The organism is Streptomyces sp. WELS2 (genome assembly GCF_013870595.1).
Taxonomy (GTDB): Bacteria; Actinomycetota; Actinomycetes; order Streptomycetales; family Streptomycetaceae; genus Streptomyces.
The window spans coordinates 1-13,974 of sequence record NZ_JACBWZ010000001.1 but is presented as its reverse complement, the minus strand read 5'-3'; the positions used below and the strand labels follow the sequence as shown (position 1 = coordinate 13,974).

Below are 13,974 nucleotides of genomic sequence, written 5' to 3'. Positions count from 1 at the left end.
ACTGGACGCTCTGCCGGTTGCTGAACGGGGATCGAGTGGGATGCCGACGAGGTCCTGGACGACGTACGCGATTACGTCATCGAACACCTCGGCGACCGAGACGCCGTGCTGATCGTCGACGACACCGGCTTCCTGAAGAAGGGCCTGCGGTCGGCCGGGGTGCAAAGGCAGTACTCCGGAACCGCCGGCCGGACCGAGAACTGCCAGATCGGTGTGTTCCTCGCCTACGCCACCGGCCGCGGACGCACGCTGATCGACCGGCGGCTGTATCTGCCCACGTCGTGGACGGACGACCGGGAACGCTGTCATCGGGCCGGCATCGGCGACGAGGTCGACTTCGAGACGAAGGTGGCCATGGCCAAGGCAATGGTCCGCAAGACCATCGCGGACCGGATCCCGTTCGCCTGGGTGACGGCGGATGCCGCCTACGGCTTCAGCAAGGGTTGGCGCTTCGAGCTCGAGCAGGCCGATGTCTTCCATGTTATGGCCACCACCCGGCACGACACCGTCGTCACCCGCTGGGCACTCGACCACCCCGTCCACGACCTGTTCCCCAGCCTGCCGCGGCAGAAGTGGAAGCGTCGTTCCTGCGGCGAAGGGGCACACGGCCGGCGGATCTACGACTGGGCCCGCGTCGAGGTTCGGCCCTGGCACCGCGAGGACCGCCGGCGCTGGGTGATCGCCCGCCGCAGCGTCAGCCGCCCCGAGGAGATCTCCTACTGCATCTCCTACTGCCCGGCCGACACCACACTGGACGAGCTGATCCGCGTCGCGGGCGGCCGCTGGGCTGTTGAGGAATGCCACCCGCCTCACCGACCGCCGGCCCGCACCCGTCGGGCACATCCTGCACTGGTCGACATGGCGCCGCCGACGCCAGCACCGGGCCTGCGTCAGTCACTACAAACGACGCGGACACAGTCCCTGAAAACTGCCCAGCACTCAGCACAAACACCGTTGCAGTACTAGCGACCGACTGTGATCGCCCAATGAACAATGGACTGCGCGGTCACGCTCACCGTTCCCTGCTCATGGGTGCTCTTCAGGTCCAGCTGGTTGTAGGTGCTGCTGATGTCCCCGGCCACACACTTCAGCAGAAAGCTCACCCCGACCGGTTTGACCTCAACGGTCAGCTTGCCTTCGCCCTTGCAGTTCACAAGAACCGCAAAGGGTCCGCTCTTGAGGCCGCCCTCAACCTCCAACTCCCGGTTGCCGCTGGCATTCACAGCCTGCGCGACGACTTCGCCGTCCAGCAGGACCGGTGCCTTGGTCATGGTTGCACCCGGAATGTGTTCGGGACGGTCAGGAGCCGGTGTGCGTGCCGACGAGGACGAGGGGGCGAACGGGCCCTTTGCGGCCGGTGTCGGGCGCGTCACTGTCATCGTTGCTGCAGCCAACGGCGAGGACGGCAACGGCGGTCAAAGCGGTCGCGGCTAAAAGGGGGTTCAGCTTTCCCACGAATACCAGCCTACGCGGTAGGCCGATACCCATCGTCCACTGAACGGTGGCACCACCCGCGCCGCCCGGCGATCCGGCGCGGGCCGGCAAGAGCCGGTGCCACCACCAGCCGGTACCGACGGAAGCCGGCGCGGCCGTGCGGACCTTGTCCACGTAGTCGGCGTGGGTCGGGTTGAGCCGGCTGAGCACCGGTTCCGCGGTGGGCGGAAAGGTCGGGTCGGACGGGTCGCCGTCGTCGTGGCGGTCCCAGGCGTCGGCGTCGCCGTTTCACGGGTCACGGGCGCCGTGCAGGCCGCAGAAGACACCGCTGCCGATGGTGTCGCGCGCACCGCTGAGGGTGCCGGTGGGCACCGTGACGTCCGGCGGGCGGACACCGCCGGTGGCCGGGTCACGCAGGACGGTGCTCAGCGGTTGCCCGCTCGGCGGTCGCGCACCGCCCCGCGCCCAGTCGGCCAGGCGGCGTAGCGCCGCGTTCATCGCCCAGTGGCCGAGCCCGTCGTTGGAGGGGGTCGAACCGGCGGTGCAGTCCGCCGACGGCGCGGCCAGACCCGCCCCCTTCCGCACGGTGACCTCGCCCGCGTCGTAGGCCCACTGGTCGCCGTGCGCGGTGCCGGCCAGCTCCCAGGGCACGACGCTGTCGGTGGCCGATTGCCGTGCGGCCGCGGTGCCCGGCGCGTCGGTCCCGGTGAGCACGACGAACGTGGGCACCGGCAGGTCGTTCCTGATCCGGGACGGGTTCGGCATCCGCGGGGTGTCGGCGAGCGCGCCGCCGACCGGAGCGGCGATCGCCCTGTTGCTGTGCACCATGAAGCCGTCATAGGCCCTGGACGGCGTTGACGTACGTCGTCATGAAGCCCGCCGGCTGAGACTCGCCGTCGGCGAGCCGTGCCCGGACCGGGAACCCGCCGAGCGGGTCGGGTCGTCCGGAGTGCGCGGCGCCTGGCCCGCCTGGGAGAAGATGTCGTAGGCGAAGGACGGCCCCCGAGCGGGGCCGGCCTGCCCGGCGGGCCGACGCCGCCGTGTGGACGCAGCAACGGCCGGTCTGTTCCCGGCCCGGCCCTGCGGCTCCGAGTCGGCCGGCCGACGAGCGGCACGCCGTCATGGCGCACCCGTTTCACCCGCCGCCCCCGTCGAACAGCGCGTCGTGCTCACCCGCGTAGCCCCCATGGGCCCTGTGTGACCGCCGGCACGTGAACGCCTTGCGTTTCCGACGAGTCCACCGTCTTTCGGCGGTTCCCAGCACCTGGTTCTACGCGGCCGGGGCCGCCAGGCGGAAGCCCACACCGATCGCTTCGAGATCGGGTTCGTAGGCGCCGTGCCTGCGGGCGCAGCGCGCGAGGTCGCGGTCGTGGCGGAAGGCGCCGCCTCGGGTGATGTGCGGGTCGAACGCCCAGCCCTCGGTGTTCGGTACGTCGGCGGGCGCGCCGGGGTAAGGGGCGTACCGGGTGGAGGTCTACTCGTCGGCGTTCCCCGCCATGTCCAGCACCCCGAACGGGCTGGCGCCCTCGGGAAACGAGCCGACGGGTGTCGTGCTGCCGATGCCGAGGTCCACCAGATTGGCCAGGCCGGTGCGGTACTCGTCGCCCCAGGGGAACTCACGGTCGTCGTCCCCCCGTGCCGCACGCTCCCACTCGTCCTCGGTGGGCAGCCGTATCTCGAGGCCGCCGAGCCGTTCCTGGAGCCACCGGCAGTAGGCCGTCGCCACCTCCCAGGCGACCCCGATCACCGGATGGTCCGTCGGCCCCTGGGGGACCGGTCGCCCCGTGGCCGCCGCGAAGCGTGTCCACTGGCCCACCGTGACCGGGGTGCGGGCGATCCGGAACGCCGGGACGTGGATGTCCGCGCGCGGGGCCTCCTTCAGGTACCACTCCATCGGCACGCCGGTGTCCGCGTAACGGCGGGCCACTGCCGCCACCTCGTCGACCGGCGTGCCCCGGCGCACCACCCCGGCCGGAATGTCGACCCAGTCCACTTGCTCCACCTGCAAGGCTCCTCCTCGGCTCGAGCGGACGGATCTCATGATCGCCCCCTTGGGCGGGGCCTCCATCGGCCGATGGGCCTGCCGCGACAGCGACTTTGGAACGAGGGCGCCGGTCCCGGGACCCGGTCCCTCGCTCACCCGGGCACTTCGACTCATCGGTTCGGCACGTCTGTTGCCGTCGTCCGCTGCTCGCCGGACCGCATGGCACGCCTGAGCCCTGACGTCAGGGGATCCGGTCGGGAAGGGGTGCCGGCCGACCCGCCTCCCGGCCGACCCGCCTCCCGGCCTACCCGAGTCCCGGCCGACCCGCCTCCCGGCGGGCGCGCCGTCTTGGCCCGGCGTGCGGATAGGGTCGTGCCGCGGGTCGATTGCAGGTCGGCGCCGACCGGCCGTAAGCCTCGGCGATTCACCTGCTCTCGCGTCGTCCGACAGCGGGAGCGCGCTCCGCTCCGGCGCCCCCTGGGCATGCCCGCGGGCGGACGACCTGCGCTCTGGGCCGCCGATCGGCGTACCCCTCGCCGTGCGGCTTCGCGGGGCACCATCCGATCCTTCTCCGGCTCCCGATCGCCCACAGACCGCCATACCCCGGCCGCACCGAAAAGTGCGCACTCGGCTGGGAGGCGGAGTCCTCTCGTTGCCAGGACGTACCGGTGGCGCGGCGGCGGCTCTCACCTCATCGCGACGACGACCTTGCCGGCTCTGGCGCGGCCCTTCTCGGCGTACTCCATAGCCTCGCGGGTCCGGTCGAAGGGGAAGACGCGGTCGACGACGGGACGGATCTCTCCGGCGTCGACGAGCCGGGTGAGTTCGCGTAGCTGGTCGCCGTCGGCCTTCATGAACAGGAAGGAGTAGGTGACGCCCTGGCGCTTGGCGTGGCGCCGGGTCTTCGAACTGAGCGCGTTCATCACCTGCCGCAGGACCAGGTTCGCGCCCAGTTCGCGGGCGAAGTCCGCGTCGGGAGGCCCCGCGATGCTGATGACCTTCCCGCCGGGCTTGAGGACCCGCAGGGACTTCTCCAGGGTCTCGCCGCCGAGGGTGTCCAGGACGACGTCATAGCCGTCCAGGACCTCCTCGAAGTCCTGTGTCCGGTAGTCGACGACGACGTCCGCGCCGAGTTCCTTGACCAGGCCGGCGTTGGCCGCGCCGGCGGTGGTTGCCACGTGCGCGCCCAGATGCCTGCTCAGCTGGAGGGCGATGGTGCCCACTCCGCCGGAGCCCGCGTGGATCAGGACCTTCTGCCCAGGCTGGACCTGCGCCCTCTCGACCAGTGCCTGCCATGACGTGAGCGCGACCAGGGGAAGGGAGGCGGCCTCTTCCATGGTGAGGGTGGCCGGTTTGGGCGCCAGGTCGTTCTGGTGGACGGCGATGACTTCGGCGAAGGTGCCGATGCGGTCCTTGTCGGGCCGGGCGTAGACCTCGTCGCCCACGGCGAATCGGGTGACGGCCGCACCCACCTCGACCACCACCCCGGCGAGGTCGTTGCCCAGAGTGAGGGGAAGACGGTACGGCAGAATCGCCTTGAAGTCGCCGTTGCGGATCTTGAAGTCCAGTGGGTTGACGCTCGCCGCGTGGATCCGGACCAGGACGTCCTCAACGCCTGCCTGCGGGTCCGGCGTCTCGGTGATGCGACCGCCGTTCCGGTCACTGTACCGCTCGATCATGAAGGCCTTCATCGGCGTCTTTGTCTCCTGTCGTCCGCATGGGGACATGTTCACTGTGCCTGCCGGTCATCTACAAACACGTCGTACTTTGTGATGATTGTTTCGTGTCCGCGAAGCCCCGCCGCGGCGGGGCCGCCACCACCGGCGCCGTATCCGTCGCCGGATATCGAGCGCAGGTGGAGCGATGCGCGTCTCAGGCCGCGTTCGGCGACGCGGCCAGGCTCTGCTTCACATGCCGGGTGAGTTCGTCGGCGAGGATCTCGGGCAGTCCCGCCTCGATGCCGTCCAGGGCCTGCGCGGCGACCTCGGCGGGGTCGGTCTTCAGGTCGGCGGGAACGCTCGCGGCCATGGCGGTGTCCATGTATCCGACGTGCAGCGCCGAGACGGCGATGCCGCGGGGTGCCAGCTCCTCCCGGGCCGCGCCGGTCAGCGCCCACGCTGCGGCCTTGGCCGCGGCATACGCTCCGAGGCCGGCCGGGTGGTGCCAGGACAGGACGGACAGGACGTTGAGCACGGCACCACCGCCGTTGGACTCGATGACGGGGGCGAAGGCCCGCGTCACGGCGAGCGGGCCGAAGAAGTTCGTGTCCATTTCCAGGCGCACCGCGTCCGGACTGCCGGCGATCAGCGGAGTTTCGGTGGAGATGCCGGCGTTGTTCACCAGCAGCGTCACGTCGGAGGCGATGCGCGCCGCGGCCCGGATCGACTCCTCGTCCGTCACGTCGAGCCGCAGCGGGGTGACCCCCGGCAGGTCCACCGTCTCGGGGCGCCGGGCCCCCGCGTACACCGTCGCTCCGCGCTCGACGAGCTGCGCGGCCAAATGTCGCCCGAGTCCCCGGTTGGCGCCGGTGACCACCGCGACCGTGTCCTTCAGTTCCATGCCCACTCCAGCGGTACGGCCGTCGGTGAGCGACCGACGGCATCGAATTAGATTACATACACAATCTAAGCACCGGTCTAGGATAGATGCCAGTCGACATCAATCGGGAGGTGGCCGATGGGCCGCGTATCGCGGGCGCAGGCCGAGGCGAACCGCAGGCGGGTCGTGGAAACCGCGTCCCGCCTGTTCCGGGAACAGGGGACTAACGTCAGCGTCGCCGACATCATGAAGGCGGCCGGACTGACCCACGGCGGCTTCTACAAGCAGTTCGCCTCCAAAGAGGCGCTCATCGACGAAGCCACCGCCCACGCCTTCGACGAACTCACCCGGCACCACAAGGACGGACTCGAGCAGCACGGCGGGCAGCGAGGCGCCGCCCAGCGCGCACTGATCGACGCCTACCTTTCCCCCGGACACCGCGACAGCCCGGCGGACGGGTGTCCCGTCGCCGCACTCGTCACCGACATGGCGCGCGAGGGCGAAGGCCAGGAAGCCCGCCGGATCTACACGGAAGGCGTGGGCGTCTTCGCCGAGTGGCTCACCACTGAGGACCAGGACGGCATCACGCGGCTGTGCACCATGCTCGGCGCACTCGTCCTGGCCCGGGCCACCAACGGCTCCCCGCTCTCCGAGGAGATCCTCACCACCGCGCGCGCGGCACTGACGGCACCACGCGAAGCGCGACGGGACTGATCGATCCGGCGGTCACGGTCACCCCCGAAGAACCTCGCGAACCGCGATCAGGTCGTCTTGAGCCTCCCGCAAGGCATCTTGTAGGCCCTGGCGGTCGGCCTCGGAGGCGGCAAGTCGTTGCTCCGGCTCCTTATCGTCCTCTTGGAGCTTGTCGACGCGGACCGCCAGTTCCTTCCCACCGGTCTGGTGCGGCTGCCGGCCCAGGTGGCGCTGAACTGTCACTGGCCGTTCATGTTCCGGAGCGGCCGTTTCCCGCGTGCCTGACGACTACGGGCGGAGATGGCAGCCGGCATTGCGGCGCGAGTGGCCACTGCTCCCCGTTGGCTGGTCGCGAGGCGGGGCGGCCTCGCGCATGGCTCGAATCAGCTTGCTGCCCGCCCCGGCGGGCGGGCAGGGTCTGGATCATGCTTGAACTACGCTCCGCGAAAGCAGACGACTGGCCCCTTTGGCGGGAGTTGCGACTGTCCGCGCTCGCCGAGGCGCCCTATGCGTTCGGATCGCCCCTGGCCCAGTGGCAGGGCTCCGGTGACCGAGAGGAACGCTGGCGTGCGCGTCTGTCGATTCCTGGCGCGTGCGATCTCGTCGCGCTGCTCGACGGTCTCCCGGTGGGCATGGCCAGTGGAGTGCCCGGTGAGGGAGCAGGGAACGTGGAGTTGATCTCGATGTGGGTCAGCCCCGCGGCTCGTGGTAAGGGCGTGGGTGACTACCTGGTTCAGGCGGTCGAGCGGTGGGCGGTGGAGCGCGGTGCCACGACGTTGTGGTTGTCCGTCAGGCCGGACAACCACAGGGCGACCGCGCTCTATGAGCGGCACGGTTTCACGGACACGGCTGAGTCCGGCGATCTTCTGCCCGACGGGGTGGGCAGGGAGCGGCTCACGGCGAAGAGTCTGGCCGCTGTCTGATCCCCACATCCGGGAACGGTGGGATCCCCCACGTGCTCGGGCTGCGGCGGCGAGGAGGCGGCCGCCCCAGCGGATGTCCTTCCCTCTGCGGATGCAGGCGCGTTCCTTACGTTGTGCGGCGAGTACGTCGGGGTGGCGGGCGTGGGCGTTACGCCACCGCAGGTAGCGGTTCAGGGCCCCAGTCTGCGCGGGATGGCTGCGGTGGTCCGGATTCGCCAGGGTGAACTGCAGTGGCAAACATCGTTGCAGTACTAAAGGATCCCCGCATTCTGATCGCGGACAGCAGCTCCACCTGCTCCGGGGACAGCGTCCCGGCCCGGCCGTGAAGGTGATCGACGAGCGCGGGCAGGAGATCAAGCGGTCCTCGTGGCCTTGCGAACGGGGCCGGCTGTGCGGGCCGTGCGGGACGCAGGCCGCCGATTGTGTGGAGGCTGAGCGCGTCGCGCGCTGCCAGGCGGGGGAAGCCGAACGCGCGGCAGCCGGAGCACCCGCCGCGAAGCCCCGCGGCCGGTTCGGTATCAGGCGTCGCTGGTAACGGACGGGCGCAAAGGCCAGGGTGGTTGTGGGTGGCGGTCCTGCAACCCTGCACCGCCGCATGGAGAAACCGTTTGGCGGACCACGAAGATCACTGCTACGTTTCCGGTGGCCGTGCGAGAGAACGAGGAGGTGGGACCCGTGAACGCTGTATCGACATGGGTGCTCCCCTCCGGGGTCACGGTCGGGCGGTAGGTCGTCCGGGAGCGCCGTTCCAGAGCACTCCCGAAAGGCACGACCGTGCACTTCACTTCTGAACAGCGCCTCGACGACGGTGTCCTCGAGCGCGAGTTCGTCCTGGGCGAGATCCCCGGCTTTCTGTGGACGCCCACGCCCACGTCCGCGCCGGCGCCGCTGATCCTGATCAGCCCGCCGCCGCTCGGACTGGGCCTGATGTACCCCCGGCTCGCGGGGCGGGCCCGGTACTACGCGGCGGAGTACGGCTTCGCCGTTGCCACCATCGAGCTCCCCGGCAGCGGTGACCGGCCCCGTCTGGCCGTCCTCGACCAGGCCCGCGCCGACCTGCGCCGGGTGATCGAGGCCGGCGAGCCGGTCAGCGGCGAGATCGTCGACGCCCTCGTCCTCCCGCTGGTCGAGAGGGCCGTTCCGGAATGGCAGGCCACCCTGGACGCGCTCCTCGCGTTGCCCGAAATCGGCGGCCCAGTCGGGTACGAGGGGGGCGTCATCTCCATCGGCGTCCGGCTGGCGGCCGTCGAGCCGCGCATCGCGGCCGCTGGTCTCTTCGCCGGGAGTTTCGTGCCCGCCGCCATGTTCGAGGAGGCCCGCAAGGTCACCGTTCCGCTGCAGGTCCTGCTGCAGTGGGACGACGAGGGGAACGACCGGCAGGCGTCCTTGGACCTGTTCGACGCCTTCGGCTCCAGGGAGAAGACCCTGCACGCCAACATGGGCGGGCACACCGGCGTCCCGCAGTACGAACTCGACGCCGGGGCCCGCTTCTTCGCCCGCCACCTGAAATGAGACCGGGCCGCCGGGCCACCTGCGGACAGTAGGCCAGTTGGCCGGCAAGCTGTTCGTCGATGGCAGGTCCTAGCGTTCCCCTGCTGCTTGCCGCGGACCCCTGCCAACCCGACAGGGGTCGCCGGTGCCCGACGACATGAACTGTCCGATTGCTCCACAGCTTAGAGTGCCGCCAAAGTGGTGTGTAAGCGCTGGCGGTTCTCGTGAACAAAGCCACGAACCCGAAGAATTAGGTGGTCTGTGCGGTGCACGCCCCGTTCTTGTCTGGTCTTGCGGTGGTGCCGGCTTCGGCGAGTGTGTTCGTGGCCGCTAATTTCTTCGCGGGTAAGTTGTTGGCCAGGATCGGGCCGCGTGCTCTGTTGATTATCGGGTTGGTTTTCATCGGTGCGGGTGCCGGTTTGTGGGTGTGGACGCCGGTTGATGGTAATTGCTGGGCGCATCTGCTTCCGGGTTTGGTTCTTAACGGTATCGGTCAGGGTCTTGCTTTCCCGGCCATGATCATCTCCTCGTTGAGTGGAGTGGACCAGCCGCAGCACGGGGTGGCCGGTGCGGTGAACGTGACCGCTCAGCAGATCGGTTCCAGTGTCGGTGTGGCAGGGCTGGTTGTGATTGCCACAGCCACGGCGGGTGGCGGGGACGCGACTGGCCGGCTTGCCGGGTATCACACCGCTTACCTGACCGCGGCGATCGCTTGTTTCTTCGGTGCGCTGGTTGCGATCTCTCGGTTTGGTGTCGGTGGTGGTGAGAGTCGGTCGCGTTGGTCCCGGGGTGGGTGTTACGGGGCTGGTCAGTGGGTGTTCCTGGGTGGATGAGCCACTGTCATGAGATGAAAGATTGATGGGTGGGATCGCTGTCGTTGGGCTTTATCGCATGACGGCTGATGCTGTCTCAGGTCCGAGAGTTCTCAGTCCAGTCGCCCAGTAACCCAGGCGGCCTGCCACGGGCGTAGCTGCCCGAGCAGGTAGAGATCTTTCACGGTGTGGGTTACGTCGAAGGCGGGACGGCTTTCGTGGGCTGCCGTGAGGAGCCGCCCGCCCGAGTTTCAGGCGATCGGTTCCCGTATCAGTAGCTGACGGTTTGGCCGTCTTTGTACACGATGAAGTAGTTCCTGGAGGGGAAGGTGATCTTGAACACCATGCCGTACTTGCGGCGCAGGTTCGTGACGCTGGTGGAGGCCGGCTCGCTCAGGCACCGATGGACAGGTGGATCGCTGGGGGAGCATGCCGGTGGTTCCTCGATCAGCTCACGCTTTCCGCTCTGGCGGACTTGGTCCCAGTTGAGCGTGACCTCAGCCCCGCCGAATAGTTGGTTCGGCTCACCAGTGCCCGGGCCCTGCGGGTCGCCTGTCTTGCCCCGGTAGTAGTCAACGACCTTGGTCGCGTAGAAGAACGGGGCACTCTCCATCCGCTCCACGATGACCAGGGTCTCGGGCTGTCCGACCAGCGCGTACCGACCGTGCGAGGCGGGCTCGCTGTCCGGCCCGTGCATGCGCAGCATCTCCTCCAAGCGGACGCGGTGCTGCGTTCCGTGCCTTGGGCGTACGGGCGTCTCCTGGAACGGCAGTTACCACTGGGACGGGTGGGTAGAAACAGCCAAAGAGGTCATGATCTTGGGACCTTTTCCCCAAGTTCCCACCGCGCCATTGATCTAGCGTCGGGTCCTGTTCCGCCCGGCGATGCCCCCGCGCCGGACCTCGACGAACGCGAAGAAGACCCAGGGGCGTTGTGTGTCCGGATCTCCCGACCAGCCCCGTATGCCCCCCACACCTGCAAGGAAAAGCGCACGTGAACAAGAAACACATCCGCATAGCCGCTACCACTGCCGTGACCGCCGTCGCCCTGGGCGTCGCCGCGCCGACTGCCGGTGCTGTTGAAGCGGTCCGCGAGGCGAAGACCGCCTCGCGGACCGCCGAACCGCTGCGCCCGACCGCTGCCGACGTGCGCGACCTCGTCTCCCGCATGAGGTCTGACGGAGTGGACCAGAACCAGATCCGGGAATTCGAGCAGTACGCCAAGCAACTGGAGGACCCGAAGACCCAGGACCGGATCCTTGGCTCCGGGACAATCATCCGCAAGCTGATCGTCGCCGGCCTGCGACACGGCGGCGTCTGGGCCGGGAAGATCGTCGGCAAGGTCAGCAAGAAGGCCGGCGACTACCTCACTCGCAACGGAGGCAAGATCGCCGATGCGATCGAGGACGTCGAAGGCTGGACCGAGACCGCGCTCGCTGTGGCCATGGTGCATGCGGGTGTGCCTACCGACATCGCCACCGACATCGCCAAGGGCATCATGCTGGTCGCCATGTGATCAGGAGGAACTCTCCGGCGACACCCCGTCTTCCGGAGGACGGGGTGTCGCCCGTACATGCCTCGGCGCCGGAAGGAGTGCACGGTGGACGACAGCCATCAGCCCAACGACGAAACGACCTGGGCGTCCCTCTCTCGGCGAGAAAAGGCCCTCGCCGCTGCCGGCATGACCGGTCTGCTCCTCGGAACCATCACTGCCCTCCTCGTGGCGCTGCTGCTCGGTCTCTTCGCCGTCGCCGCCGCGTCACCCCGCCTAGTGGAAGTCGACGGGATCGGACCCCTGTTCTGGGCCGTGGCGCTGTTCCTGCCGTGCAACGCCCTCGCAGCCCTGTTCACCTGCCCACTGCGCTGGGGCCTTCGACTCACCGGTCTCGCATCGCGGACTAAGAGGACGACGGAGGCAGCGCTTTCCGTGGCGACGACATTCCTCGCCGTCCTGTTCACCGAATACTTCACCCCCGGCTTGCGGGTACACCACCCGTGGCTGCCAGCGTTGCTGGCCGCGTTCCTTGTCGCCCTGGCCAACCTCGGGATACGGCCGCCCAGTCGCCCAGGCGCGGCCACGGGCGCAGACACCGGAGCAGATAGCCGGCCGTGAGCGTGGCGGCCGTGATGACGACGTCCACCATCAGGACCAGCGCATGCCGATCGCGGACAGCAGTTCCATCCGCTCCGGCGTCAGGGTCGCGGCCCGGGAGCGCTGGTTCCCGATCCAGGCACCCAGTTTGTGTTCCCGTACTTCCTGGTTCTCGCCGGCGATCCGTTCGACGTGCTTCCTGGGGACTTGGAGGTGTCCCTCACGCTCGTAGAACTGGCGGGCGGCCTCGTAGTTCATAGCCCATTTGTCGGCCTGGGTACGGCGCGGCGGCGGCTTCTCCTCCTCGCCGGCGGGTGTGATGCCGAGGACGTGTTCGCACAGCCATTGCTGCACGGTCGTGAGCTGGTCCCAGCCGAGCCGTACCGACTGCACCCACCGGCCGAGGTCCTCGCCCTGGCGCATGACGGCGCCTGCCTCGGTGGGCAGCACTCCACCGGTGTCCAGGTGCATCCGCACCAGGTGGAAGCAGCGCTGCCACGTCACCGGCCAGCTAGGGCACCAGGAGGCGTCGATCTCCTCCAGCTGCTCGCGCCGCTCGTCCGACAGGGCTCCGGCCGACGACTCCACTGGCGGATCCTCGGCACGCCGCTGCTCGATCTCGGCCGCCTTGCGGGCGGCGGCCCGCGCGTTCTTCAACCAGATGCCCACCCGGTACCCCTGGAAGGTGGCGTCCAGCGGGGCCAGGAGGTGCCCGTGTTCGGCCGCCCACCCGCGCGCGGCCGCGAGGCCCTCCTCCCACGCGACGTCGAAGTGCGACCAGATCATGCCGAGCTTCTCCAGCTGCCGGGCGCGGTCCTCGTCCATGTCACCGCGGGCGTAGAACCGGCGAGCATCAGCGATCCACTGCCCGAGCGGGAACCCGGCGAGCGAGGCCGGCCACCCCTCGCCTTCCGCCTCCTGCTCGTCGGCGGCGGGCACGCGGTACGTGAACGGCACCTTCAAGTCGCCGTGCAGCCGTGCGTAGATGACGGCGGCCTCCACGCCGCGCCGCCAGTGCTCGTGCTCCGGGTTGAGGACCCGCAGGTTGATGAACGCCGCCAGCGCGGCCGGGTCACGGGGCGTGGAGAACTTCAGCAGAGCCTTGGCAGGGGCGCTGACGCCTCCGGAGCCCTCGCCGTTCCCGCCCGCGCTCTTGCCGCTCTCGTCCTTGCTGACGGGCTTGTAGCGGCTCGGTGCCTGCTGCTCCGCCAGGGTCTCCACGATCCGCGCGTCGTGCGCCCGCAGCGCCTCCAGCAGCTTCGCCAGCCCGCCGAACGCCCGCGAGGTCAGCATGTTGTCCGCCGTCTCCCCGGGCCCGAGCAAGACCGGCACGACCAGGCTGGCCATCTTCCCCCCGCCCGGCTGCATCCGCAGCGCCCGACCCACCGCCTGGACCAGGTCCGGCATCGAGCCGCGCACATCCGCCCAGAAGACGGAGTCACAGTTTTTGGTGTCGACCCCCTCTCCGAGGACCTTCACCGAACCCAGGAAGCCTTTCTCCACCACCGTGCCGTCCGTGGCGATTCCGGCGGCGAACTCGGTGAGAACCCGCCGCCGGTGGTTCGGCTTGTGGTCGCCGCACAGCCAGTCCGCCCAGACCGTGCGCGGGTACAGCTCGGGGTCGGATGCGTGTAGCTGCGTGGCGACGTCGGGGAGGCCGGCCGCGAACGCCTCGGCCTCACGGACCTGGTGGTGGAAGACCAGCGTGCGGCGGAAGCCCTCCTCCGCCGACGCCTTCACCAGAGCGGTCTGCAGAGCGGCGAGCCGCGCCCCGCGGACCTCCGCCGAGCGGCCTTCGGCACCCAGGAGCTGCGCGGCCTGGAGCGCGGTGTCGGTGACATCCACGCATACGACCTGGTAGGGGGCGCAGATCCCCCGATCGATGGCCTCCGAGAGCGTCAGCGTGAAACAGCGGCTGCCGAAGGGCCCCTCAGGGTCGTCTTCCATGCTCGCGACCAGCTCGCCCGGTGCGCCGGCCGCGTCCTCGTCCCCGAGCTGCCACAGCCGC

General features: G+C 69.3%; 12 protein-coding genes and 4 pseudogenes. 7 read left to right on the top strand and 9 right to left on the bottom strand.

Annotated elements, in window-relative coordinates; genetic code table 11:
* Nucleotides 1-30 precede the first annotated feature (30 nt).
* Nucleotides 31-801 (top strand): annotated as a pseudogene (locus tag H5J33_RS00070) (IS701 family transposase); the annotation flags it as partial.
* Nucleotides 802-962: 161 nt separating this feature from the next.
* On the opposite strand, the gene H5J33_RS00065 reads toward H5J33_RS00070, so the two are convergent.
* From H5J33_RS00065 to H5J33_RS00045, 6 genes and pseudogenes are all read right to left on the bottom strand, one after another.
* Nucleotides 963-1,271 carry a hypothetical protein gene (locus H5J33_RS00065; RefSeq protein WP_258564753.1) on the bottom strand — a complete coding sequence of 103 codons (309 nt, stop codon included), beginning with the start codon at nt 1,269-1,271 and terminating at the stop codon, nt 963-965.
* Between the two features lie 28 nt (nt 1,272-1,299).
* Nucleotides 1,300-1,644 (bottom strand): hypothetical protein, encoded by a 345-nt coding sequence (locus H5J33_RS36945; protein ID WP_258564752.1) that lies wholly within the window; start codon nt 1,642-1,644, stop codon nt 1,300-1,302.
* A gap of 78 nt (nt 1,645-1,722) precedes the next feature.
* Nucleotides 1,723-2,557: pseudogene (locus H5J33_RS36940) on the bottom strand (alpha/beta hydrolase domain-containing protein).
* A gap of 147 nt (nt 2,558-2,704) precedes the next feature.
* Nucleotides 2,705-3,475 (bottom strand): annotated as a pseudogene (locus tag H5J33_RS00055) (formylglycine-generating enzyme family protein).
* Nucleotides 3,476-4,104: 629 nt separating this feature from the next.
* On the bottom strand, nt 4,105-5,109 hold the full coding sequence (locus tag H5J33_RS00050) for an NADP-dependent oxidoreductase (RefSeq protein ID WP_181792646.1): 1,005 nt from the start codon (nt 5,107-5,109) through the stop codon (nt 4,105-4,107).
* Nucleotides 5,110-5,290: 181 nt separating this feature from the next.
* Nucleotides 5,291-5,977: an SDR family oxidoreductase gene (locus H5J33_RS00045; protein WP_181792645.1), complete on the bottom strand. Its 687-nt coding sequence runs from the start codon at nt 5,975-5,977 to the stop codon at nt 5,291-5,293.
* 117 nt (nt 5,978-6,094) lie between these two features.
* Between H5J33_RS00045 and H5J33_RS00040 the strand changes: the two genes are divergently transcribed.
* Together H5J33_RS00040 and H5J33_RS00035 are read left to right on the top strand one after the other, a co-directional pair.
* The gene (locus H5J33_RS00040; RefSeq protein WP_181792644.1) at nt 6,095-6,670 is read left to right on the top strand and encodes a TetR/AcrR family transcriptional regulator; all 576 of its coding nucleotides are present in this window, start codon (nt 6,095-6,097) and stop codon (nt 6,668-6,670) included.
* A gap of 404 nt (nt 6,671-7,074) precedes the next feature.
* Complete coding sequence (locus H5J33_RS00035) at nt 7,075-7,572, top strand: GNAT family N-acetyltransferase (RefSeq protein WP_181792643.1); 498 nt, start codon at nt 7,075-7,077, stop codon at nt 7,570-7,572.
* 48 nt (nt 7,573-7,620) lie between these two features.
* Here H5J33_RS00035 and H5J33_RS36935 read toward each other — a convergent pair.
* Nucleotides 7,621-7,800, bottom strand: a pseudogene (locus tag H5J33_RS36935) (IS630 family transposase); the annotation flags it as partial.
* A gap of 546 nt (nt 7,801-8,346) precedes the next feature.
* Between H5J33_RS36935 and H5J33_RS00030 the strand changes: the two are divergent.
* Both H5J33_RS00030 and H5J33_RS00025 read left to right on the top strand, forming a co-directional pair.
* Complete coding sequence (locus H5J33_RS00030) at nt 8,347-9,084, top strand: dienelactone hydrolase family protein (RefSeq protein ID WP_181792642.1); 738 nt, start codon at nt 8,347-8,349, stop codon at nt 9,082-9,084.
* A gap of 245 nt (nt 9,085-9,329) precedes the next feature.
* Nucleotides 9,330-9,896 carry an MFS transporter gene (locus tag H5J33_RS00025; protein ID WP_181792641.1) on the top strand — a complete coding sequence of 189 codons (567 nt, stop codon included), beginning with the start codon at nt 9,330-9,332 and terminating at the stop codon, nt 9,894-9,896.
* A 250-nt stretch (nt 9,897-10,146) separates the two neighbouring features.
* Here H5J33_RS00025 and H5J33_RS00020 read toward each other — a convergent pair whose 3' ends face one another.
* Nucleotides 10,147-10,590 (bottom strand): hypothetical protein, encoded by a 444-nt coding sequence (locus tag H5J33_RS00020; RefSeq protein WP_181792640.1) that lies wholly within the window; start codon nt 10,588-10,590, stop codon nt 10,147-10,149.
* A gap of 278 nt (nt 10,591-10,868) precedes the next feature.
* Between H5J33_RS00020 and H5J33_RS00015 the strand changes: the two genes are divergently transcribed.
* On the top strand, nt 10,869-11,390 hold the full coding sequence (locus tag H5J33_RS00015) for a hypothetical protein (RefSeq protein ID WP_309485276.1): 522 nt from the start codon (nt 10,869-10,871) through the stop codon (nt 11,388-11,390).
* A gap of 84 nt (nt 11,391-11,474) precedes the next feature.
* Nucleotides 11,475-11,987, top strand: coding sequence for a hypothetical protein (locus H5J33_RS00010; protein ID WP_309485275.1), 513 nt, complete (start codon nt 11,475-11,477; stop codon nt 11,985-11,987).
* Between the two features lie 30 nt (nt 11,988-12,017).
* On the opposite strand, the gene H5J33_RS00005 is transcribed toward H5J33_RS00010, so the two are convergent.
* Nucleotides 12,018-13,974 (bottom strand): helicase associated domain-containing protein (locus H5J33_RS00005; protein ID WP_258564751.1); only part of this gene is annotated, 1,957 nt, incomplete at its 5' end.